Genomic DNA, 20,953 nt, shown 5'->3' with positions numbered 1-20,953 from the left:
GCTAGTTCGTTCAGTACGGTGCGACAACCACTTCGACCCGCTGGAATTCCTTGATGTCTGAGTACCCGGTTGTCGCCATTGACCGGCGGAGGGCGCCGACCAGGTTCGCGGTGCCGTCGGCGACCGGGGCCGGTCCGTAGAGGATCTCCTCGAGCGGTGCGATCGTTCCCACTTCCACCCGCTTGCCGCGCGGCAGTTGCGGGTGGTGCGCTTCGGCGCCCCAGTGGAAGCCGCCGCCGGGCGCATCGGTGGCGCGGGCCAGGGTGGTGCCGAGCATGACAGCGTCGGCGCCGCAGGCGATGGCCTTGACGATGTCGCCGGAGCTGCCCAGTCCACCGTCGGCGATGACGTGGACGTAGCGCCCACCGGACTCGTCCATGTAATCGCGACGTGCGCCGGCGACATCCGCTACCGCCGTGGCCATTGGAGCGTGGATGCCGAGGGTCGCCCGCGTGGTGGAGGCGGCTCCCCCACCGAAACCGACGAGGACACCGGCCGCACCGGTGCGCATGAGGTGCAGGGCCGCGGTGTAGGTGGCGGCGCCGCCCACGATGACGGGGACGTCGAGTTCGTAGATGAACTTCTTGAGGTTGAGCGGGGCCTGGTTCTTGGACACGTGCTCGGCCGACACCGTGGTGCCGCGGATCACGAAGAGGTCGACCCCGGCGGCGACAACGGTCTCGTAGAGTTCCTGCGTGCGTTGCGGGGAGAGAGCTCCGGCGACCGTGACGCCGGCGGCCCGGATCTCGGCCAGCCGCGCGGTGACCAGCTCAGGCTGGATCGGTGCGGCGTACATCTCCTGCATGCGGGCAGTGACTTTGTCGGCGGGCAGGCTGCGGACCTCGGCCAGGAGCGGTTCGGGGTTCTCGTAGCGGGTCCAGAGCCCCTCGAGGTTGAGCACCCCGAGGCCGCCGAGCTGGCCCATCATGATCGCGGTCGTCGGTGAGACGACGGAGTCCATCGGCGCGGCGAGGAACGGGATGGAGAACTGGTACGCGTCGATCGCCCAGGACACCGACACGTCTTCCGGGTCCCTGGTGCGCCGGCTCGGCACGATTGCGATGTCGTCAAAGGCGTACACACGGCGAGCTCGCTTGGAGCGCCCGATCTCTATCTCCATACTCACGCCCCCAGTCTAGGTGCAGCCCGCCACGGGCCCTCCCGACCCGCTCCCCGCCCCGCGTCCCCGCCCCGCGAACCCGCAGTCGTTGGGGTTATCCCGCCCGCATAAACCCAACAACTGCAGGTTCGGCGAGGAGAGTGGCACGAAAAGCGGGACAAGAGGGGAAGAAGAGGGCACGATGAGACCATGGATGCCGATCCCCTGACCCTCCTCCGCACCCGCACCAGCGCGAAATGGCGCAGCTACCCCGACGATGTGCTGCCGATGTTCGTCGCGGAGACCGACTTCCCGCTCGCCGAACCGATCGCCCGGGCGCTCCACGCCGCCATCGACCGCTCCGACACCGGCTATATCGCGCCGGAGAACGGCTTGGGCGCGGCCTTCTCTGCCTTCGCCGAGGCGCGTTGGGGCTGGCGGGTGGACCCTCAGCAGGTCGCCAGCACAACGGATGTCAGCGTCGGCATCGTCGAAACGTTTCGGCGGGCGATCAACCCTGGCGACAGGGTCGTCATCACTCCACCGGTCTACCCGCCGTTCTTCGACCTGGTCCCGGAAGGCGGAGGGGTCATCGTCGAGGTCCCGATGCTGCACCCCGCCGGGTACGGCGACGCGCGCGGCGACTCGGGATGGGCCCTGGACCTCGATGGGATCGAGCGTGCTTTCGTGGCGGGGGCGCGTGCCCTCCTGCTCTGCAACCCCCACAACCCGCTCGGACATCCGCAGACCGTCGAAGACCTGATCGCCGTGGCAGACCTGGCCGCCCAGTATGACGTCACCGTGATCAGCGACGAGGTGCACGCCCCGCTCACGCACCACGACGGCACGTTCATCCCGTTCCTCTCGGTGTCGGCGGAGGCGGCCGAGCACGGGGTCGCAGTCACGTCTGCGAGCAAGGCCTGGAACCTGGCCGGGCTCAAGTGCGCCGTCATGGTGACGGCGTCAGAGCGGATGCGACAGTTGGTCGCGGGGATGCCGGAAGAGGTCACCACGCGTACCAGCCAGCTCGGCCTGGTCGCCAACATCGCCGCCTTCACCGAAGGCGTGCCGTGGTTGGATGACGAGCTGGCCGCCCTGGAGTCTAACCGCGCCCTGCTCGCCGAGCTTCTCGACGCGCAGTTGCCGGGCGCGCGGTACGAGCAGCCGCGGGCAAGTTACCTGGCCTGGCTCGATTTCCGCGGTCTCGGCTGGGGCGACGATCCCGCCCAGGTCGCGCTGGGCCGGGCTAAGGTGGCGCTGATCAACGGGCTCGACTTCGGCAGCCCCGGCCGCGGCTTCGCCCGGCTCAATTTCGGATGCTCCCCCGACGTGCTCGCGGAGGCCGTGTCGAGGCTCGCCGCAGCGTCCACCGCGTAGCCGACACGGGCATCCGCTGCCGGCGGGTCAGCGACGGTAGTTGGGCGCCTCGACCACGATCTGCACGTCGTGCGGATGCGACTCCTTGAGCCCGGCGGGGGTGATCCGCACGAACTTGCCCTTCTGCTTGAGCTCGGCGATGGTGCGCGCGCCCACGTAGAACATCGACTGCCGCAGGCCGCCGATCAGCTGGTACGCCACCGCGGACACCGGTCCGCGATACGGGACCTGGCCCTCGATGCCCTCGGGGATCAGCTTGTCGTCACTGGGGACATCCGACTGGAAGTAACGGTCCTTCGAGTACGACGTCTTCGACCCGCGTGTCTGCAGTGCACCGAGCGACCCCATGCCGCGGTAGGCCTTGAACTGCTTGCCGTTGACGAAGACGAGCTCCCCCGGGCTTTCGTCGGTGCCGGCCAGGAGCGAGCCGAGCATGACGGTGTCGGCGCCGGCGACGAGGGCCTTCGCGATGTCGCCGGAATACTGCAGCCCGCCGTCGGCGATGACCGGGACTCCGGCCTCACGCGCGGCCAGGGACGCCTCGTAGACGGCGGTGATCTGGGGCACGCCGACGCCGGCGACGATGCGGGTGGTGCAGATGGAACCCGGGCCGACGCCCACCTTGATGGCGTCAGCGCCCGCAGCGATCAGTGCCTGGGCGCCAGACCTGGTCGCGACGTTGCCGCCGATCACGTCCACGCCGGCGAACGCCGGGTCCTTCTTCAGGCGACGGATGATCTCGAGCACGCCCGCGCTGTCGCCGTTGGCCGTGTCGACAACGAGCACGTCCACCCCGGCGTCAAGCAGTGAGGTGGCACGCTGCCAGGCGTCACCGAAGAAGCCGATGGCGGCGCCGACTCGAAGCCGGCCGCCGTCGTCCTTGGTCGCATTCGGGTACTCGGAGCTCTTGTCGAAGTCCTTGACCGTGATCAATCCGGTGAGCCGTCCGGCCTCGTCGACGAGGGGAAGCTTCTCGATCTTGTGGCTGGCGAAGATGGCGACCGCGTCCTGCGGCTTCATCCCGACCTTGCCGGTGATCAGCGGCGCCTTGGTCATCACTTCGCGCACCCGCATGGTGTGCTTGTCGGTCTCCGACACGAACCGCATGTCCCGGTTGGTGATGATTCCGACCAGGATGCCGTCGGAGTCGATGACCGGGAGCCCGCTGACCCGGAACTGCCGGCAGAGGGCGTCAACCTCGCCGACCGTGGCCTCGGGCGAAGTCGTTACCGGATTGGTAATCATGCCGGCTTCGCTGCGTTTGACGAGGTCGACCTGCTCGGACTGGTCGGCGATGGAGAGATTGCGGTGCAGCACCCCGAGCCCGCCCTCTCGGGCCATGGCGATGGCCATCCGGGTTTCGGTGACGGTGTCCATCGCACTGGAGAGCAAAGGGGTGGCCACGTTGATTCGCCTGGTCAGGCGGGACGTCGTCTCCGCCTCGCTCGGGATGACATCCGTGTGCCCCGGCAGGAGAAGCACGTCGTCGTAGGTGAGCCCGGTGAATCCGAACGGATCTGGCTGATCCATGTGTCCCCTTTGCATGCGCATGATTGGTAGGAAGATGTCCGGGGATCCATGGGACCAGGCCGGTCATTCCATGTTAAGCGAGATTGCGCCGGATCCATTCCCGGTTCACAATCACCGGGCGCCGGTGCACAGTCCTGAAACATTTGCGACATAATCGGCACGTAGTGTCCAACAAGGAGGTTGGCAGGTCGGACCCGAGGCTCTCGGTCCAGGCCTAGCTGGCACCGTCATGGAGGTGCAGTGAATTCCGCTGATACGACCCGCAGGTTTTCACCACGGATGCTGGTGATCTTTTTCGGTCTGCTGTTCGCAGCGCTCACCATGTCCACGTTCGGCGCGGGCCCGGCTCATGCAGACGAAGTGGGCACGGACAAGTACGACTACGTCCTGGCCGGCAACGTGCAGTTCGATGGCAAGCCGTTGGAAGGCGTGCTGATCACGGTCAAGGGTGGCGGCATCAGCGAAGAGGTGAAGACCGGCGCCGACGGCAAGTGGAAGGCCGGCGTGCCGGAGAAGGCCAAGTACACGGTGACCCTCGACGAGGACACCCTCCCCAAGGGCGTCATCGTGGCCAAAGGCGGTAATGTCATCACGGCCGAGTTCGGACTCACCAAGGTCAAGTCGGTGAATTTCTTCCTCGGCGAGGGCGAGCGCACCACGGTCAGCTTCTTCGACCAGTTCCTCAACCGGTTCGTGAACGGCCTGAATTTCGGCCTTCTGCTGGCTCTGGCCGCCATCGGCCTCTCCCTCATCTACGGCACGACCGGGCTCAGCAACTTCGCCCACGCCGAGATGATCACGTTCGGTGCGCTGATGACCCTTACATTCGCGGTCACCTTCGGACTTCCGGTGTGGCTCGCGATCATCATCGCCATCGTGTTGAGTGGCGCCCTCGGTTGGAGCCTGGATGCCGTCATCTGGAAGCCGCTGCGGCGGAAACGCGTGGGCGTCATCCCGCTCATGATCGTGAGCATCGGGCTGTCCCTGTCGCTGCGTTACCTCTTCCAGTTCTTCTACGGGGGCCAAACGGAGCAGCTCCCGGGATCCGGGCTCGCCGACCTGCACCTGGGACCGGTCAGGCTCTCGCCGATCGACCTCGCAAGCATGGGGATCAGCGTTGTCGTGCTGTTGGCGGTGGCGTATTTCCTGCTGCGAACGCGCATCGGCAAGGCGACCCGAGCTGTGTCTGACAACCCGAGCCTGGCGTCGGCGAGCGGAATCGACGTCGACCGGGTCATCCGCATCGTGTGGGTGCTTGGCGCTGCCCTCGCGGGCCTCTCCGGCGTGCTGTGGGCGTACTTCCGGCCGGGCGTGAGCTGGGATATGGGCTTCCAGATCTTGTTGCTGGTCTTCGCCGCGGTCGTGCTCGGCGGGCTGGGCACGGCGTTCGGGGCGCTGCTCGGGTCGATCATCGTCGGCTTGTTCGTCGAACTGTCGACGCTCGTGCTGCCCTCCGACCTGAAGTACGTCGGTGCGCTGATCGTGTTGATCGTGGTCCTGCTGTTCCGGCCGCAGGGAATCCTCGGTCGCAAAGAGAGAATTGGCTAGAGGGGCGAATCGATGATCGACTGGGGAGCAATCTTTAGCAACGCAGCCGTCGAGCTGATCAGCCCGACCACTGCCGCATACGCCCTGGCCGCATTGGGTCTCGCGATCCACTTCGGCTACACCGGCTTGTTGAACTTCGGCCAGGCTGGCTTCATGGCGCTGGGCGCGTATGGGTACGCCATCTCCATCCTCACCTTCGGGTTCCCGGTGTGGGGGGCGGTGCTGGTCGGCATCGGGGCGTCAGTCGTCTTCGCGCTGGTTCTCGGCATTCCCACCCTGCGCCTGCGGGCGGATTACCTGGCCATCGTGACGATCGCCGCGGCCGAGATCGTGCGGCTGCTGTTCACGACCAATACGTTCGTCTCCGTGACCGGTTCGGCCAACGGCCTGAGCGGCTACAAGACCGGGTTCGCGGCGCTGAACCCGATCCCGGACGGCACGTACGGCTTCGGTCCGTTCGAGTACAACGCGTACGACTGGTGGCTGCGCATCGTTGCCTGGACCGTCGTCATCCTGGCGTGCCTGTTCACCTGGCAGATCATGCGGAGCCCCTGGGGTCGCGTGATCAAGGGAATCCGTGAGGACGAGGACGCCGTGCGGGCTCTCGGCAAGAATGTCTACGCCTACAAGATGCAGTCGTTGGTTCTCGGCGGCGTCTTCGGCACCCTGGCCGGCATGATCTTCGCGCTCCCCCGCGCGGTAGTCCCCTCCAACTACCAGACCTCGCTCACATTCTTCATCTACGCGATCCTGCTGCTCGGCGGCGCAGCCACGATCCTGGGCCCGGTCATCGGGTCGATGATCTTCTGGGTGCTGCTGTCGTTCTTCTCCGGTTTCATCGCCCGCGCGGTCGAGGCCGGCTGGCTGCCGTTCATGTCGAGCGTTCAAGCCGGCCAGCTGCGGTTCATCCTGGTTGGCGTGGCGATCATGCTGATCGTGATTTTCAGACCGCAAGGCATCTTCGGAAACAAGAAGGAGTTGGCCTTTGTCAAGTAACGCAGTTCCCACCCAGAAGCCGGTCAAGACCACCGGCCTGCACATCGGCGCGGCGGAACCCGGGTGCGCCAAGCATGACCCGATTCTCGTCGCCGACAAGGTTCGCCGCACCTTCGGCGGCCTGACCGCCGTCGACGTCGATCACCTGGAGATCCCGCGCGGCGCGATCACCGCCCTGATCGGGCCGAACGGAGCGGGCAAGACGACGCTGTTCAACCTGCTCACCGGCTTCGACAAGCCCGACACGGGCTCCTGGACCTTCGAAGGGCGCTCTCTCGCGGGCATGCCGGCGTTCAAGGTCGCGCGCATGGGCCAGATCCGCACCTTCCAGCTGACCAAGTCCCTGGGGCTCCTCAGTGTCATGGACAACATGAAGCTCGGGGCGAAAGGCCAGGACGGCGAGAACCTGTTCCGGGCGATCCTTCCGTTCTTCTGGCGGAAGCAGGAGAACGACAACGAGGCCAAGGCGATCGAGCTCCTCACCCGCTTCAAGCTCGACGCCAAGAAGGATGACTACGCTGCCAGCCTCTCCGGAGGCCAGCGCAAGCTCCTCGAGATGGCACGGGCGCTCATGAGCGACCCGACCCTGGTCATGCTCGACGAACCGATGGCCGGCGTCAACCCGGCCCTCACCCAGTCGCTGCTCGATCACATCCTGAACTTGAAGGCGGAGGGCATGACGGTGTTGTTCGTCGAACACGACATGCATATGGTGCGCCACATCGCAGACTGGGTCGTCGTGATGGCCGAGGGCAAGGTGGTCGCCGAAGGCGACCCGCACACCGTGATGCAGAACCCGGCGGTGATCGACGCGTACCTGGGTTCCCACCACGACGAGGACCTCGGCCTGGACCCGGATGCCGACGTACGCGTTGAAGCCCTGAAGGAGTTGCTCGATGACGAACACTAGCCCCCTGGTCGAGCCCGTGGCGTCCCCCACCGGCACGCCGGTCGTCGAGGTCAAGTCGGTGACGGCCGGCTACCTGCCGGGCGTGAACATCCTGAACTCCTGCTCGCTCACCGCCTACGACGGCGAGTTGATCGGCATCATCGGTCCGAACGGCGCGGGAAAGTCGACGCTTCTCAAGGCGATCTTCGGTCTCGTCAAGGTGCGGGACGGCGAGATCCTCCTGCGCGGGGACGACATCACCAACCTCAAGGCGAACAAGCTCGTCGCCCAGGGAGTGGGCTTCGTACCGCAGACGGAGAACGTGTTCCCGACGCTCACCATCCAGGAGAACCTCGAGATGGGGATCTTCCAGAGGCCAAAGGGACTGGCCGAGCGACTCGAGTTCGTCACCGAGATCTTCCCCGAGCTGAAGAAGCGCCTCGGCCAGCGTGCGGGATCGCTCTCCGGCGGTGAACGACAGATGGTGGCGATGTCGCGGGCGCTCATGATGGGACCGCACGTGCTGCTCCTGGATGAGCCCTCTGCCGGGCTCTCGCCGGTCCGGCAGGACGAAGCCTTCCTGCGGGTCAAGGAGATCAACAAGGCCGGCGTGACGACGATCATGGTGGAGCAGAACGCCAGGCGCTGCCTGCAGATCTGCGACCGTGGCTACGTGCTCGACCAGGGCCGTGACGCGTACACCGGCACCGGCCGTGAGCTGCTGAACGACCCCAAGGTGATCGGCCTCTACCTGGGCACGTTGGGCCAGGACTAGCCTCAACCACCGCCACCGGCGGCATCCGTTGCATGAGCGAGCGGATGCCGCCGATTGCGCGGCCGGCGCCGCTCGGTCCCGGGACGGAGGTCCCCACCCCGGAACCCGTCGCGGAGGGGAACGGGGGAACGAGGGAACGGGGGGCGCGGGAACCACCCCGGCAGCCAGCGAGGGAGCGCCCCGGCCGAAGCCGGGGCCCTCCCTGGTGGCGCCGAACCTAGTTCAGGCGCTTGGTGGGCAGGTTGTCCGCCCCGTACTGGTAGATTCCGATGCTCGCCTCGGTCGGGTCACCGTTCTTGTCGAACGTGATCGGCCCGGAGAAGCCGTCGTAGTTGGTCTGCTTGCCGGCCTTGAGCGCGGTGGCAGCGCTCTTGAAGTCGGTGGCCTTCGCACCGTCTCCAGTGCCGCCGGAGACCTGCCTGAGGTAGTCGGCGATCGACTGGCCCTTGACGTCGTTCGCCGCGTACGCAGCGAGCGCGATCAGGACGACGGCGTCATACGACTCCGCGGCATAGGTGAAGTCGGTCAGCGACGGGTCGATCTTCTTGAGCCGGTCGGTGAAGTCCCCCAGCTTGCTGAGGTCCAGCCCGGGCTTGGTGCCTTTCGAGCCGGCGATGAGGCCCGGGGCGAAGTCCTTGCTGTAGTCGACCAGGTTCCCGTCAACGAAGTACAACTTGTCGCCGGCGAACCCGGTGCCCACCAGCTGCGGAATGATGATCTTGCTCTGGTCGAACGAGATCACCGCGATGGCGTCTGGATTGGCTGCGGTCACATCGGCGATCTGGGTGGCGAAGTTGGAGTCACCCGTGTTGAACAGCGAGGTGGCGACCACCTTGCCCTTTGCGCTCTCGAACGCTTTGGTGGTTGCCTCAGCGAGGCCGGTACCGTATGCGTCGTTGAGCACGATCAGGCCGAGCGTGCTGTTGCCGTCCTCGGCGATCAGGTTGCCGAGCACCTCGCCCTGAAGCAGGTCGGAGGGCGCGGTGCGCCAGTACAAGCCCTTGTCAGGGTAGGTCGTGAAGTCGAGGCCGGTGTTGGAGGGCGACATCTGCACCACGCCGGCGCCGGTGATCTGGTCGATCACTGTCCGGGACACGGCAGACGACGCCGCACCGACGATCGCCGAAACATTCTGCGACAGCAGGTCGGTGACAGACACCGTGGCGACATCCGTTGTGGTGTCACCTTCGTCGCGAACAATGGTCTCGACCTTGATCCCCAAGTTCGCCGCGTTGATGTCCTGGGTGGCCAGCGTGGTGCCGGCAACCTGGGGCGGGCCGAGGAACGCCAGCGTACCGCTCTGCGGGATGAGGTTGCCGATCTTCAAGGTGAGGTCGCGGTCACCAGACTTGACCGGCTTTGCGTCGCCGGCCGCCGCCGGCGTCTCAGATTTCCCACCGGAGGGGGTGGACCCGCCGGTGCTGCAGCCGGTGAGGAGAAGTGCGCTGACGCCGATCATGGCGACACCAGTGATCACTGCCCGGACCGAGCGGGAGGTCGAGGCCTTCGCGTAGACGCTCATGGTGCTCCTTGTGACGAGGGTGAGAGATACGACAGTCGAATGACCATCGTCCTGTCACAGTATTCACTCAGCAGTCGCGTTTACAAGAAGATTGTGCGGGAACCCGCTAAAACCGACCCAAATCGTTACGATGTGTCGCCGGATGGGCGTAATCGCCCAGTTAGCGGCCATTTGGCGCTCATTGCGCTCGTGGGGCCGAGGGTGCGGTGCCGGCGGGCCTCCCCAGGCGCCGCCGACACCGCATCGGTTGGAACTGCTGCTAGTTGATGCGGGTGTACTTGTTGTCCGCACCGAACTGGTAGACGCCGATGGTTGCTTCGGTCGGGTCGCCGTTCTTGTCGAACGTGATCGGGCCGGAGTAGCCGTCGTAGTCGATCTGCTCACCCTTCTTGAGCGCCGCAGCGGCGCTCTTGAAGTCGGTCACCTTGGTGCCCTTGCCGGTGCCTCCGGAAACCTGTTGGAGGTAGCTGGCAATGGAGGTTCCCTTGACGTCATTACCGGCGTATGCGGCCAGTGCGACCAGGATCACGGCGTCGTACGACTCAGCCGCGTAGCTGTAGTCCTTCAGATCCGGGTCGATCTCAAGCAGTCGCTTGGTGAAGTCACCGAGCGTTCCGACGTCGAGTCCGGGAAGCGTGCCCTTCGAGCCCGTGAGGAGCCCGGGAGCGAAGTCGGCGCTGTAGTCGGACAGGTTTCCGTCGACGAAGTAGAGCTGTCCGCCCGGGTAACCCGAGCCGACCAGGGCCGGTGTGATGACCTTGGCCTGGTCGAACGTGATCAGGGCGATCGCATCCGGGTTGGCGGCGGTCACTTCGGAGATCTGGGCGGCGAAGTTTGAGTCACCCTCGTTGAACAGCGGCTCCGCGACGACCTTGCCGCCTGCACCCTCGAACGCCTTCTTGACCGATTCGGCCAGGCCGGTGCCGTACGAGTCGTTCAGCACGATCATGCCGAGGGTGGAGTTGCCGTCCTCGGCGATCTGGTTGCCGAGGACCTCGCCCTGCAGCACGTCGGACGGCGCTGTGCGCCAGTAGAGACCCTTGTCCGCGTACTTGGTGAAGTCGGCCGACGTGTTGGCCGGCGAGAACTGCACGACCCCGGCGCCGGTGATCTGGTCGATCACGGTCTTCGACACGCCTGAGGAAGCGGCACCGACAATTGCCGACACCTTCTGCGAGAGCAGGTCGGTCACGGAAACGGTGGCGGTGTCGGTCGTGGTGTCACCAGAGTCGCGAAGAACGGCTTCGACGTTGATGCCGAGGTTCGCGTCGTTGATGTCCTGCACGGCGAGCTTCACGCCGGCCTCCTCGGGCGGGCCGAGGAATGCGAGCCCGCCACTCTGCGGGAGAATCGTGCCGATCTTGAGCGAGAGGTCTCGGTCACCCTTTTTGATCGCCTGCGCGCCATCGGTGGCGGCCGGCTTATCGGATTCTGCCTCTGCTGTCGCTCCGCCGGCGCTGCATCCGGTGAGAAGAAGGGCGCTGACGCCGACCATGGCGACGCCTGTGATTACTGCCCGAACTGAGCGGGAGGCCGTGGCCTTCGCGAATACGCTCATGTTGCTCCTTGGACTAGGGATGGGTATAGAACACGGCAGTCGAATGACTGCCGTGTTGTCACAGTATTCACAGGAACCACGCGATACAAGGCGAACGCGTTACAAGCGTGTAAACCGACCCAAATCGTTACGCTTCGTGACCAATTGTCACGAAATCACGCAAAAAAGGCCGCCAAAGTGCCGGATGCGCCCGCGTAACTGATATTCCGGCCACCGTCGAGGGCGGCCAGGCACTCGCCCCAGGACGAGCACGGTGACGTCCCGGTGGTGACCGCCTTCCAGCCCGCCGCGACCGAGGCACCGCCGTCGTCGCCCGCCGCCCGGGCGGCCAGCGCCGTGACCACGACGCCGTCGTAGCCCTCGGCACCCCCGGCCGTGTCAGCCAACCCGGGGTCGGCCGTCAGCAGCCGCGCGCCGAACGCCTCGCCCGGCGCAACCGGAGTGCCGCCGTTGGCCAGGTCCGCGAGTGAGAGCAGGACTGCCGGCGTCGAGGCGACGGATGCCGCGACATCCGTCGGCGGAACGCTTCCGGCGTCCCAGAGCACCACGTCGACGCCGCGGGCGAGGAAATCGGCCAGGGCGACGGTGACGTCGCCGGCCGAGTCTCGGTGCACCAGTTCGATGGGCAGTCCGGATCCCACCAGCTCGGCGATCTCCCGTGCCGCCAGCTCCGTCCCGGCAACCTGGGCGGCTCCTGACGCTGCCGCGTCACCGCTCATCGGGAACAACGTGCCGATCCGGAGCACCCCGTCGCCGGACGCCACTACCGCGGGCGATTCGCTCGCCTGCTCCTTCGGTGTGGCGCTCGGCGTGGGGTCGCCGGTGCAGGCCGCCAATCCGACCACGGCGCCGACGAAGAGGATCACGCTGAGCGTAATGCGAAGCATCCGTTGCTGTCCTTTCGCATTTCCGTGACGAGCTTCGTCCGCGAAAACGCACTTGTTGGGCTTATTCCTCGCTTATAAGCCCAACAAGTGCGTTCTCGGCGAGGGGCGAGGAGGGAAGGGAGGTCAGGCGGCAGGTTCGAGGGATGCACGCCGAGGCGCACGACCCGAGGCGATCATATCGACGGTGAGGATGATCAGCGCCACCCAGACCAGCCCGAACCCGGCCCAGCGTTCGGGTGGCATGTCCTCGTGCAGGACGAATACGCCGACCAGGAACTGCAGCACCGGCGCGAAGAACTGGATGAGCCCGATGAGTGTGAGCGGCAGCCGACGGGCGGCGGAGGCGAAGAAGAGGAGCGGCACGGCCGTGACGACGCCCGTCGACAGCAGGAGGACGGTGTGCCACGGCGACACGCTGCCGAACGTGAGGCCGGAGACCCCGCCGACAACGATCAGCTGCACGATGGCGATCGGGGTGAGCCACGCTGTCTCGAGGGTGAGTCCGGTGACGGCGTCCACGTCGTTGCCGACCCGCTTCTTCAGCAGCCCATAGAGCCCGAAGGAGAAGGCGAGCATGAGGGAGATCCACGGCAGCGCACCGTACCCGACGGTGAGCACCACGACGGCGACGATCGCGATGCCGACGGCCACCCACTGGATGGTGCGCAGTCGCTCATGCAGCACGAGCACCCCCAGGAACACGGTGACGATGGGGTTGATGAAGTAGCCGAGCGCGGCTTCGACGACATGCCCGTCCAGCGCCGCCACCACGTAGGTCTGCCAGTTCACGTAGATGAGCAGGCCGGCCAGGCCCATGGTCAGGACCACGCGCGGTTTCCGCAGCACCGCGATAATGGCGCGCCATCGTCGGGTCACCGTGATCAGGAGGGCGCAGAAGACGAGTGAGAACAGCACGCGCCAGGCCACGACCTCGAACGCGCCGGTCGGGAGCAGCAGCAGGAAGTACAGCGGCAGGAGGCCCCACAGCCCGTAGGCGAGGACGGCGTAGATCAGGCCGGTGCTGTGCTCGCTCCGCTCCGGTCGTGACACGCTGACGGGCGCGGGATCGGTTGGCATGGGTTCCATCGTATGGCCTTCGCCGAACCCATGAATCCACCCCGGAACGCACGAATCCCGGATGGCCGTGGCCATCCGGGATTCGGGTGAAACGCTGTGTTCGAGTTAGCGAACGACGACGGCGAGCACGTCGCGAGCCGAGAGGACGAGAAGGTCCTCGCCACCGAACTTGACCTCGGTTCCGCCGTACTTGGAGTAGATCACCTTGTCGCCGACGGCGACGTCGAGCGGAATGCGGTTCCCGTTGTCGTCAATGCGGCCGGGGCCGACAGCGACGACTTCACCCTCCTGGGGCTTCTCCTTGGCAGTGTCAGGAATGACCAGACCCGAAGCAGTGGTCTGCTCCGCGTCGACCTGCTTGATAACGATGCGATCCTCGAGCGGCTTGATGGAGACCGACACGTTTGACCTCTTTCTTGGCTAAGACTTGGTTAGCAGACTCACGTCGAGAGTGCTAAATCGAGTTTAGGCCCCATCTGGCACTCACGCAACGTGAGTGCCAGACCAGCGGCGCCAGGCAACGGTGCTACCGTGACGGAATGGACCGCTCCGAGCTCGTCGAACTCTTGTCACCCGAAGGGCTCCGGCTGCTCGACTCCCTGCCGCCGTACCGGTCGGCCGCGGATGTGGTGCGTACGGTCAGCGACCTGCGCAAGGCCGGCCACGCCCCGGGCCTGGTCTCCGCGGTCCTCTCCCAGTCCAAATTGCGTGCCAAGGCCGAGACCAAGTTCGGGGAGTTCGCCAGCCGGATGCTGTTCACCGAGGCCGGCCTCGAGCAGGCGACCCGGCTCCGGGTCGCAGCGTTGCACGCCGGCCGGTTCTCCGGGGCGGGCCTCACGAACGTCGTGGACCTGGGCTGCGGCATCGGCGGCGACGCGATGGCCATGGCCGCGATGGAACTGCGGGTGACGGCCGTCGACGCCGACGAGGTGACGGCCGCCGTGGCCAGCTACAACCTGGCCCCGTTCGCGTCAGCATCCGTCGTGCACTCCGACGCCGAGGGCGTCGACCTCTCCGGCTTCGACGGAGCCTGGCTCGACCCGGCCCGCCGCACCGCCGGCCACACCAACACCTCCCGGCTGGCCAACCCCGACGACTACTCCCCGTCCCTCGATTTCGCGTTCGGCCTCGGGCAGCGGATGCCCACCGGCATCAAGCTGGGCCCCGGCCACGACCGGGACCAGATCCCGGCGGAGGCGGAAGCCCAGTGGGTCTCCGTCGACGGGACCCTGGTCGAGATGGCGCTGTGGTTCGGGCCGCTCGCCCGCGTGGGCGTGCGGCGTGCGGCGCTCCTGGTCGCCGCTGACGGCATGCACGAGCTGACCGCCGCGGCGGACAGCGAGGACGTTCCGGTGGCTGGGCTCGGCGAGTACCTCCACGAACCCGACGGCGCCGTCATCCGTGCCCGCCTGATCGGGGACCTCGCCCGGTCGATGGGCGCGGGAATGCTGAGCGAGGGCATCGCATACATCAGCTCATCGACCCGCGCCGCCACCCCGTTCGCCACGACGTTCCGGGTGCTCGACGAGCTGCCCGCGGAGGAGCGCAAGCTTCGCCAGGCGCTGCAGGAACGCAGGATCGGCACCCTGGAGATCAAGAAACGTGGCGTCGATGTTGACCCGGCCGCACTGCGGGTGCGCCTGAAACCGAAGGGTCCGGAGTCGGCGACGATCATCCTCACCCGCGTGTCCGGGCGCCGCACGACGCTGCTCGTTGAGCGGGTCGACGTGCCGGCCACCCGGGCACCCTGATCGCCCGGGAGCTCTCCCCGGCAGGTTACGAACCGCGATGAACCAACCCGCGTTTCACAGGCCGAGGCCCGGCGCCACCTGAATGCTGTAGATCATCCATCCGACGGTGATCAGCAGCCCCACGACGCCGGCCACGATGGCCCAGCCCCACACCACCCTGGCCAGCGGTTCCTTGTTCCGGCCGACGAACCCGAGGACCACCGCCATCAGCGACAACGGCGCGCCCCAGACCCCGAACACGGCGGCGGCGAGACCCACGAGTCCGAACACCAGGGCGGTGGCCGACACCGCTCGCCGCTCGGCGAGCGCCCGCATCTCCGACTCGGTGTAGACATGCGGCACCCACACCGTCGGCGCGGTGACGGTCGACTCGTACGGAAGCTGCCCGTCAGAGGCGGGGGGGCGCGGGCGACGAACGAGGTCGACGCCGAACTCGTCAGCCAGCGGCGAGGATTCAGGCTGCTGCCCGTTCATAGGCTGGGCCTCCGGGTGTGGTGAGAGGCGCTGGCTCGCTCCACTGGATGAGCGCCGTCGGTTGCGGCGCCCGCCCAGCGGAGCGGCTCAGTGCGGGAAGCGGATCAGTACGTGCTGGAGTACGAACCGATGTTGGCGAGGATGATGCCCCAGACGATGATGCTGATGACCGCAAGCAGCACGCCGACGAAGCCCGTGATGAGACCGGTCAGCCAGAAGCCCTTGGCCGCGGGCTCCTTCCGCTTGCCGAGGAAGCCGAGCACGACCGCAGCCGCTGGGATGAAGAGCCCGAGGATGCCGCCGATGATCGGAATGAACGCCACCACGGGGAACCCGAGGATGCCGATGATGCCGGCGACCAGCGAAATGATGCTCAGCACTGGCTGCTTGGAGGCCGGCGCGCCGCCGTAGGGGGCGTTCGCCGCGGCGCCGTACGCCGGCGGCGGTGTCCCCGGTGTCCCGTACGCGGGCGGGGGCTGGTTCGCCGGCGTCCCGTACGGCGGCGGGGGCGGTGGGGTCGGCGCGCCGAACGGGGGCGGTGGCGGTGGCGTTCCGCCGGTGGGAGGCGGTGGGACTGCCCCGCCCTCGTCGACTCCGGCCGTACGGGCCGGGTTACCGGGGACCTCCGGGGGCGGCGGGGCGCCTGGTGCCTCGGGTGCCAGCGGCACGCCGGGCACCGGCGCGTCTGGTGCCTGTGGAACGTCGGGCACTTCCGGCGGCACACCGGGCACGACAGGCTGGTCTGGGCCGTCAGGGTTACGGGGGACGTCGGGGTTGGTTGGATCACTCATGGGAGTTGGTTCCTTTCCACTCAGGCGAAGCGAGGGCCGGGCGTCAGGAGTTCACGGTGTTGAAGGCGTCGGGGTTGGACGCGATGAGCGCGATGATGACGATTCCGACAACCAGTCCTCCGACGAATCCGACGTAGCCGAGCACGAGCCCAGCGATGGCGAGGCCGCGGCCCTGCTCGCCGGTCTTCTTGATCTGGCCCAGCGCGATGTGCCCGGTGATGATGGCCACCAGGGAGATGAAGAACGCCGACACCAGTGACACGATGGCGAGAACGTTGTACTTGGCGGGTCCGGCCTGCTGGCCGTATGGCTGCTGGCCGTACGGCTGGTAAGCGGGAGCGGGGGCGTGGTTCGGCAGGTTAGGGTCTGTCATGCCGCCAGAATATCGCTCTTGGCCCTGCATCGCGCTCTATGACTGAATATCGGTCGCCGGCAGTGTCGAGTCAGCCCCGAATGCGAGGGTGGACGGGCCATGCCCGGCCATGATCAACTGGGCGCCGAGCGCCGCGATCATGGCGCCGTTGTCGGTGCACAGGGAGAGTGGCGGGATCCGCAGCGCGATGCCGGCGGCATCCGTTCGCTGCCTGGCCACCTCGCGCAGCCGGGCATTGGCGACCACGCCACCACCGAGCAACAGCCGGGGCACACCGAGGTCGGCGCACGCCGCAAGCGCCTTGCTGAGCAGAACGTCGACGACGGCTTCCCGGAAGCTCGCAGCCACGTCTCCGACCGGAACCTGTTCGCCGGCGTCCTGGCGCTGCTCCACCCAGCGGGCGACGGATGTCTTCAGCCCGGAGAACGAAAAGTCGTAGCGGTGCTTCGCCATGTCCTTGGGGAGGCTGAGCCCACGGGGGAAGCGGATGGCCGTTGCGTCGCCGGTGGCGGCGGCCCGGTCGATCTGCGGGCCGCCGGGGTATGGCAGGCCGAGCACCCGGGCGACCTTGTCGAACGCCTCCCCCGCCGCATCGTCGATGGTCTCGCCGAGCAGTTCGACGTCGGAGACCAGGTCGCGCACCAGCAGCAGTGACGTGTGGCCGCCGGAGACCAGCAGCGCGATGGTCGGGTATTCCAGCGGCTCGGTGTCCGCCGGTGCACCCGCCGCCTGCGTGTTGCGCAACACGTCGGCGCCGACGTGGCCGACCAGGTGGTTCACCGCGTACACCGGCTTGCCCAGTGCCACGGCGAGCGCCTTCGCCGCGCCGACGCCGACCATCAGCGCGCCGGCGAGGCCGGGACCGTTGGTCACCGCGATCGCGTCGAGATCCTGCAAACGGATGCCTGCCTCGGCGACGGCCGCCTGGATCGCCGGCACCATCTCCTCGAGGTGGGCGCGCGCCGCGACCTCGGGCACGACACCGCCGTAGCGGGCATGCTCGTCCATCGACGACGCGATGGTGTTGGAGAGCAGGGTGTTCCCGCGCACGATGCCGATCCCGGTCTCGTCGCAGGAGGTCTCGATGCCGAGCACGAGCGGGGTGACGGTGTTCATGGCCTGTCCTCCGCCAGTTTCGCGGCCGGCGCCGGAATCTCGAGTCGCATCACGATCGCGTCCACGTTGTCCGGCTGGTAGTAGCCCTTGCGGACCCCGACGTCTTCGAAGCCGAGGCTGCGGTACAGTCCGTGCGCTGCCGGATTGTCCGCGCGCACCTCGAGGAACACCTCCCGGGCGCCGCGCTTCCGCGCTTCGGCGACCAGGGTCTGCACCAGTGTGCGGCCGAGGCCGTGCCCGCGGGATTCCGGGTGCACGGCGATCGTCTGGATGTCGCCCTCGATCGCGCCGCGTGGGGCCAGAAGGCCGGCGTAGGCGACGATGCGCTGGGGTTCGTCGGGCGGGAACGCCACCAGGTAATAGCAGGACGGGTCGGCGACGTCCCTGGCCATCATCGCGGTCGACCAGGCGTCGTTGACGAAGATGCTGGTCTCCAGCAGCATGATCGCGTCGACATCCGCTGGCGTGGCCCGGCGCAACTCCCAGGTCATCAGCTCACCCGCTTCGGGCCGGCGGAGAGGGTGACGTCGGGCGAGCGCAGGTAGAGCGGTTCGTCGGCGGGGAAGCTGCCACCGGAGGCCCAGGTGAGCTCGGCGACCATGCCGAGGGCGCCGGCGGAGACGCCGGCCGCGATCCCGGTTCCCAGGCGCGGCAGCGTGTGGTGGGCGAAGCCGGGTTCCAGCAGCTCGGCCGGCTTGGCGAGCCCCGGGCCGTCGATCCGAACCGGGAGGCCGGAGGCGTCCGCTCCGCTGTATGCGGACCAGTAGACCTCGCGGCGTCGGGCGTCGGTCACCACGAGCAGCGGGCCGGTGCCGCCGCCGCGGTAGTAGTCGTAGCCGATGGCGTCGTGGCTGATCACCGGTACCAGCGGTGTGCCGGCGCCGAGGGCGAACACCCGGGCCGCCGCGATTCCGACCCTGAGCCCGGTGAACGGGCCGGGGCCCATGCCGGCGACGATCCCGGAGAGTTCGCCCACGGCGACTCCCGATTCGCTGAGGCATCCGGTGAGCAACTCGCCGATCACCTCCGCGTGGCGCATGGTGTCTGCGACACTGCGCTCGGCGATGACTCCGCGGTCGCGGTCGACGACCGCGACACTGGTTCCGGCGGAGGTATCGATGGCGAGCAGCACTGCTTCAGCCTATCCGCCCGCGCCCGGTCACCCCGCGGCTCCCGCCCGCCGGCGACGTCGACCAGCGGGGGCCGTAGCCGGTGATGGTGATGGTTCGCGGCTCGTCGACGTCGTCGACAACGGATGCGTCCGGTGCGGCTTGCGACGCAGCATCCGCCCTGCCGAGGGACGACGCCCCGAGCGGCCGCTCGATCTCGATGTCGAGCCAGGACTCGGTGATGCCGTCCAACATGCCACGGCCCCACTCCACCACGACGATCGAGCGGGCGAAGTCGATGTCGAGGTCGTCCAGTTCGGCCGCGCTGGAGAGCCGGTAGGCGTCCACGTGTACGAGCGGCGGCCCGCCGATGGTGCTGGGATGGGTGCGGGCGAGCACGAAGGTCGGGCTGGTGACCGCCCCGCGTACCTGGAGGCCGGCGCCGAGGCCGCGGGTGAGCGTGGTCTTGCCGGCACCAAGCGGCCCGGTCAGGACCACCAGGTCTCCGGCGCGCAGCACGGTGGCCAGTTCGATGCCGAACTCGTGCATCGCGTCGGAGTCCGCGATGATCCGCTCGGTCGAAGTCCCATCCACGAGCCGCTACTCCTCGCCCGGCTGCCGGTAACTGCGCGGAACCCGAGCGCCGATCCGGGTGACGATGTCGTAGTTGATCGTGCCTGCCGCGTTGGCCCAGTCGGTGGCGCTCGGCACACCGGTGGCCGGGTCGCCGAACAGCACAACGGGGTCGCCGATCTCGACGGCGTCATCGCCGGCGTTCACCACGAACTGGTCCATGGCGATCCGCCCGACGACCGGATACTGGCGTCCGTTGATGCTCACCCGGGCCAGTCCGGATGCCTGCCGGGGGATGCCGTCGGCGTAGCCGAGCGGCACCAGGGCGAGGGTCGAGTCGCTGGGCGCCCGCCAGGTGTAGTCGTAGGAGACACCGGCGCCGGCCACGACCCGCCGCACCGCCGCGACCTGGCCGCGGAGCGTCATCGCCGGCCTCAGTCCGAGGTCGGCGCCGGTGGCATCGTCGAACGGAGACAGCCCGTACAGGCTGATGCCGAGGCGCACCATCGAGTACCGCGCCTGCGGCAGCCGGATCGCCGCGGCAGAGGAGGCCAGGTGCACCAGTTCCGGGGCCAGGCCGGCCGCGGCGGCTACCTCCAGCCCGCGTTCGAAGCAGGCGATCGCCGCCGCGTCATCGGCGGGCGACGTGTTGGAGAGGTGGCTGAAGATGCCGCGCACCCGAACCTCTCCGGCGCGTTCCAGCCGGGCGGCAAGCGCCAGCACCGGCTCCCACTCCGACTCGTGCACGCCATTCCGGCTGAGCCCTGTCTCGAGTTTGATCTGAACGGATGCGACCCGGCCGAGGGACCGGGCGGCATCCGCTACCTGCGTCAATTGCGCGGCGCTGGAGATCCCGAGGTCGATGCCGGCGTCGATGGCTGCCGCCCACTTCGCGGCGGGGTCGTGCAGCCAGGCGAGGACGGGAGACGCGATTCCGGCCGCGCGGAGCTCGAGGGCCTCCTCGATGTCGGCGACCCCGAGCCAGTCAGCGCCTCCGGTGAGCGCTGCCCTGGCGACCGGGACGGCGCCGTGGCCGTAGGCGTTGGCCTTGACCACCGCCATCAGGGACGGGGTGCCGACCAGCGCGCGGAGGTGCGCGACGTTCGCGGTGACGGCACCGAGGTCGATCGCGGCCTCTCGGAAGCCGGTCATGCCAGGCCCTCGGCGACCACGAAGGCGCAGGCGACGCCGGCGTCGTGGGTCATCGTCAGGTGCACGCTGGTGATACCGCGGGCCGTGAGTGCGGCCCGGGCCGCGCCGTGCAGCAGGAACTCGGGGTTGCCTGCGGGGTCGTTGACGACCTCCATCTCGTGCCACGTCACCCCCGCGCTGTCGCCGAGCGCCTTGATCAGGGCTTCCTTCGCCGCGAATCGGGCGGCCAGCGAGTGCACGGGCAGGCCGCGTTCACTCTCGGCGAACAACCGCGACACCAGGCCGGGGGTGCGTTCGACCTGGCGCTCGAAGCGCGCCAGGTCGACGATGTCCACGCCGATGCCCTTGATCATTTC

General features: G+C 67.7%; 22 protein-coding genes. 6 read left to right on the top strand and 16 right to left on the bottom strand.

Annotation, left to right across the window (positions count from 1 at the left end; all coding sequences use genetic code 11):
- Positions 1 to 10: 10 nt before the first annotated feature.
- Positions 11 to 1,120 (bottom strand): GuaB3 family IMP dehydrogenase-related protein, encoded by a 1,110-nt coding sequence (locus AB4Y94_RS11560; RefSeq protein ID WP_441727991.1) that lies wholly within the window; start codon positions 1,118 to 1,120, stop codon positions 11 to 13.
- Positions 1,121 to 1,309: 189 nt separating this feature from the next.
- Between AB4Y94_RS11560 and AB4Y94_RS11555 the strand changes: the two genes are divergently transcribed.
- On the top strand, positions 1,310 to 2,476 hold the full coding sequence (locus tag AB4Y94_RS11555) for a MalY/PatB family protein (protein ID WP_441727964.1): 1,167 nt from the start codon (positions 1,310 to 1,312) through the stop codon (positions 2,474 to 2,476).
- A 27-nt stretch (positions 2,477 to 2,503) separates the two neighbouring features.
- Here AB4Y94_RS11555 and guaB read toward each other — a convergent pair whose 3' ends face one another.
- The gene (guaB, locus tag AB4Y94_RS11550) at positions 2,504 to 4,006 is read right to left on the bottom strand and encodes an IMP dehydrogenase (protein ID WP_441727963.1); all 1,503 of its coding nucleotides are present in this window, start codon (positions 4,004 to 4,006) and stop codon (positions 2,504 to 2,506) included.
- Positions 4,007 to 4,285: 279 nt separating this feature from the next.
- Between guaB and AB4Y94_RS11545 the strand changes: the two genes are divergently transcribed.
- Genes AB4Y94_RS11545 through AB4Y94_RS11530 form a run of 4 tightly spaced genes read left to right on the top strand, consistent with a single transcriptional unit; the run spans position 4,286 to position 8,214 of the window.
- Positions 4,286 to 5,554 carry a branched-chain amino acid ABC transporter permease gene (locus AB4Y94_RS11545; protein WP_441727962.1) on the top strand — a complete coding sequence of 423 codons (1,269 nt, stop codon included), beginning with the start codon at positions 4,286 to 4,288 and terminating at the stop codon, positions 5,552 to 5,554.
- 15 nt (positions 5,555 to 5,569) lie between these two features.
- Positions 5,570 to 6,550 (top strand): branched-chain amino acid ABC transporter permease, encoded by a 981-nt coding sequence (locus AB4Y94_RS11540; protein ID WP_441727990.1) that lies wholly within the window; start codon positions 5,570 to 5,572, stop codon positions 6,548 to 6,550.
- A complete protein-coding gene (locus AB4Y94_RS11535) occupies positions 6,540 to 7,460 on the top strand; it encodes an ABC transporter ATP-binding protein (protein ID WP_441727961.1) in 921 nt (306 codons plus the stop codon). The genes AB4Y94_RS11540 and AB4Y94_RS11535 overlap by 11 nt, the downstream gene beginning before the upstream one ends.
- On the top strand, positions 7,447 to 8,214 hold the full coding sequence (locus AB4Y94_RS11530; protein ID WP_441727960.1) for an ABC transporter ATP-binding protein: 768 nt from the start codon (positions 7,447 to 7,449) through the stop codon (positions 8,212 to 8,214). Before AB4Y94_RS11535 ends, AB4Y94_RS11530 begins: the two co-directional genes overlap by 14 nt.
- Positions 8,215 to 8,431: 217 nt before the next feature.
- Here AB4Y94_RS11530 and AB4Y94_RS11525 read toward each other — a convergent pair whose 3' ends face one another.
- From AB4Y94_RS11525 to groES, 5 genes are all read right to left on the bottom strand, one after another.
- Entirely contained in the window at positions 8,432 to 9,736 is a 1,305-nt protein-coding gene (locus tag AB4Y94_RS11525) for an ABC transporter substrate-binding protein (protein ID WP_441727959.1), read from the bottom strand.
- Positions 9,737 to 9,995: 259 nt separating this feature from the next.
- Positions 9,996 to 11,294, bottom strand: coding sequence for an ABC transporter substrate-binding protein (locus tag AB4Y94_RS11520; protein ID WP_441727958.1), 1,299 nt, complete (start codon positions 11,292 to 11,294; stop codon positions 9,996 to 9,998).
- Positions 11,295 to 11,449: 155 nt separating this feature from the next.
- Entirely contained in the window at positions 11,450 to 12,181 is a 732-nt protein-coding gene (locus AB4Y94_RS11515) for an ABC transporter substrate-binding protein (RefSeq protein WP_441727957.1), read from the bottom strand.
- Positions 12,182 to 12,304: 123 nt separating this feature from the next.
- Complete coding sequence (rarD, locus tag AB4Y94_RS11510) at positions 12,305 to 13,258, bottom strand: EamA family transporter RarD (protein WP_441727956.1); 954 nt, start codon at positions 13,256 to 13,258, stop codon at positions 12,305 to 12,307.
- A 105-nt stretch (positions 13,259 to 13,363) separates the two neighbouring features.
- Complete coding sequence (gene groES, locus AB4Y94_RS11505; RefSeq protein WP_066597535.1) at positions 13,364 to 13,660, bottom strand: co-chaperone GroES; 297 nt, start codon at positions 13,658 to 13,660, stop codon at positions 13,364 to 13,366.
- 137 nt (positions 13,661 to 13,797) lie between these two features.
- On the opposite strand from groES, the gene AB4Y94_RS11500 reads away from it, so the two are divergent.
- Positions 13,798 to 15,009: a class I SAM-dependent methyltransferase gene (locus AB4Y94_RS11500; RefSeq protein ID WP_441727955.1), complete on the top strand. Its 1,212-nt coding sequence runs from the start codon at positions 13,798 to 13,800 to the stop codon at positions 15,007 to 15,009.
- A 54-nt stretch (positions 15,010 to 15,063) separates the two neighbouring features.
- On the opposite strand, the gene AB4Y94_RS11495 is transcribed toward AB4Y94_RS11500, so the two are convergent.
- The 9 genes from AB4Y94_RS11495 to AB4Y94_RS11455 form a co-directional block, all read right to left on the bottom strand.
- The gene (locus AB4Y94_RS11495) at positions 15,064 to 15,483 is read right to left on the bottom strand and encodes a hypothetical protein (protein ID WP_441727954.1); all 420 of its coding nucleotides are present in this window, start codon (positions 15,481 to 15,483) and stop codon (positions 15,064 to 15,066) included.
- 104 nt (positions 15,484 to 15,587) lie between these two features.
- Complete coding sequence (locus tag AB4Y94_RS11490; protein ID WP_441727953.1) at positions 15,588 to 16,274, bottom strand: DUF4190 domain-containing protein; 687 nt, start codon at positions 16,272 to 16,274, stop codon at positions 15,588 to 15,590.
- Positions 16,275 to 16,317: 43 nt separating this feature from the next.
- A complete protein-coding gene (locus AB4Y94_RS11485) occupies positions 16,318 to 16,647 on the bottom strand; it encodes a DUF4190 domain-containing protein (protein WP_441727952.1) in 330 nt (109 codons plus the stop codon).
- 36 nt (positions 16,648 to 16,683) lie between these two features.
- The gene (gene tsaD, locus AB4Y94_RS11480) at positions 16,684 to 17,763 is read right to left on the bottom strand and encodes a tRNA (adenosine(37)-N6)-threonylcarbamoyltransferase complex transferase subunit TsaD (protein WP_441727951.1); all 1,080 of its coding nucleotides are present in this window, start codon (positions 17,761 to 17,763) and stop codon (positions 16,684 to 16,686) included.
- Positions 17,760 to 18,254 (bottom strand): ribosomal protein S18-alanine N-acetyltransferase, encoded by a 495-nt coding sequence (gene rimI / locus AB4Y94_RS11475; RefSeq protein ID WP_441727950.1) that lies wholly within the window; start codon positions 18,252 to 18,254, stop codon positions 17,760 to 17,762. The genes tsaD and rimI overlap by 4 nt, the downstream gene beginning before the upstream one ends.
- The gene (gene tsaB / locus AB4Y94_RS11470) at positions 18,254 to 18,895 is read right to left on the bottom strand and encodes a tRNA (adenosine(37)-N6)-threonylcarbamoyltransferase complex dimerization subunit type 1 TsaB (RefSeq protein ID WP_441727949.1); all 642 of its coding nucleotides are present in this window, start codon (positions 18,893 to 18,895) and stop codon (positions 18,254 to 18,256) included. The genes rimI and tsaB overlap by 1 nt, the downstream gene beginning before the upstream one ends.
- A 4-nt stretch (positions 18,896 to 18,899) precedes the next feature.
- Positions 18,900 to 19,421, bottom strand: coding sequence for a tRNA (adenosine(37)-N6)-threonylcarbamoyltransferase complex ATPase subunit type 1 TsaE (gene tsaE / locus AB4Y94_RS11465; RefSeq protein ID WP_441727989.1), 522 nt, complete (start codon positions 19,419 to 19,421; stop codon positions 18,900 to 18,902).
- Positions 19,422 to 19,472: 51 nt separating this feature from the next.
- Entirely contained in the window at positions 19,473 to 20,597 is a 1,125-nt protein-coding gene (gene alr, locus AB4Y94_RS11460) for an alanine racemase (RefSeq protein WP_441727948.1), read from the bottom strand.
- On the bottom strand, positions 20,594 to 20,950 hold the full coding sequence (locus AB4Y94_RS11455) for a holo-ACP synthase (protein ID WP_441727947.1): 357 nt from the start codon (positions 20,948 to 20,950) through the stop codon (positions 20,594 to 20,596). The genes alr and AB4Y94_RS11455 overlap by 4 nt, the downstream gene beginning before the upstream one ends.
- Positions 20,951 to 20,953 lie beyond the last annotated feature (3 nt).

Source organism: Glaciibacter sp. 2TAF33 (genome assembly GCF_052114945.1).
GTDB lineage: Bacteria > Actinomycetota > Actinomycetes > Actinomycetales > Microbacteriaceae > Cryobacterium.
This window is presented reverse-complemented; position numbering and strand designations above follow the sequence as displayed.

What these genes read in the sequence shown, in the direction of transcription:
- AB4Y94_RS11560 (WP_441727991.1), bottom strand. Translation starts at nt 1,120, where the DNA reads ATGGAGATAGAGATCGGGCGCTCCAAGCGAGCTCGCCGTGTGTACGCC.
- AB4Y94_RS11555 (WP_441727964.1), top strand. Translation starts at nt 1,310, where the DNA reads ATGGATGCCGATCCCCTGACCCTCCTCCGCACCCGCACCAGCGCGAAA.
- guaB (WP_441727963.1), bottom strand. Translation starts at nt 4,006, where the DNA reads ATGGATCAGCCAGATCCGTTCGGATTCACCGGGCTCACCTACGACGAC.
- AB4Y94_RS11545 (WP_441727962.1), top strand. Translation starts at nt 4,286, where the DNA reads ATGCTGGTGATCTTTTTCGGTCTGCTGTTCGCAGCGCTCACCATGTCC.
- AB4Y94_RS11530 (WP_441727960.1), top strand. Translation starts at nt 7,447, where the DNA reads ATGACGAACACTAGCCCCCTGGTCGAGCCCGTGGCGTCCCCCACCGGC.
- AB4Y94_RS11525 (WP_441727959.1), bottom strand. Translation starts at nt 9,736, where the DNA reads ATGAGCGTCTACGCGAAGGCCTCGACCTCCCGCTCGGTCCGGGCAGTG.
- AB4Y94_RS11520 (WP_441727958.1), bottom strand. Translation starts at nt 11,294, where the DNA reads ATGAGCGTATTCGCGAAGGCCACGGCCTCCCGCTCAGTTCGGGCAGTA.
- AB4Y94_RS11515 (WP_441727957.1), bottom strand. Translation starts at nt 12,181, where the DNA reads ATGCTTCGCATTACGCTCAGCGTGATCCTCTTCGTCGGCGCCGTGGTC.
- rarD (WP_441727956.1), bottom strand. Translation starts at nt 13,258, where the DNA reads ATGCCAACCGATCCCGCGCCCGTCAGCGTGTCACGACCGGAGCGGAGC.
- AB4Y94_RS11500 (WP_441727955.1), top strand. Translation starts at nt 13,798, where the DNA reads ATGGACCGCTCCGAGCTCGTCGAACTCTTGTCACCCGAAGGGCTCCGG.
- AB4Y94_RS11495 (WP_441727954.1), bottom strand. Translation starts at nt 15,483, where the DNA reads ATGAACGGGCAGCAGCCTGAATCCTCGCCGCTGGCTGACGAGTTCGGC.
- AB4Y94_RS11490 (WP_441727953.1), bottom strand. Translation starts at nt 16,274, where the DNA reads ATGAGTGATCCAACCAACCCCGACGTCCCCCGTAACCCTGACGGCCCA.
- AB4Y94_RS11485 (WP_441727952.1), bottom strand. Translation starts at nt 16,647, where the DNA reads ATGACAGACCCTAACCTGCCGAACCACGCCCCCGCTCCCGCTTACCAG.
- tsaD (WP_441727951.1), bottom strand. Translation starts at nt 17,763, where the DNA reads ATGAACACCGTCACCCCGCTCGTGCTCGGCATCGAGACCTCCTGCGAC.
- rimI (WP_441727950.1), bottom strand. Translation starts at nt 18,254, where the DNA reads ATGACCTGGGAGTTGCGCCGGGCCACGCCAGCGGATGTCGACGCGATC.
- tsaE (WP_441727989.1), bottom strand. Translation starts at nt 19,421, where the DNA reads ATGCACGAGTTCGGCATCGAACTGGCCACCGTGCTGCGCGCCGGAGAC.
- alr (WP_441727948.1), bottom strand. Translation starts at nt 20,597, where the DNA reads ATGACCGGCTTCCGAGAGGCCGCGATCGACCTCGGTGCCGTCACCGCG.
- AB4Y94_RS11455 (WP_441727947.1), bottom strand. Translation starts at nt 20,950, where the DNA reads ATGATCAAGGGCATCGGCGTGGACATCGTCGACCTGGCGCGCTTCGAG.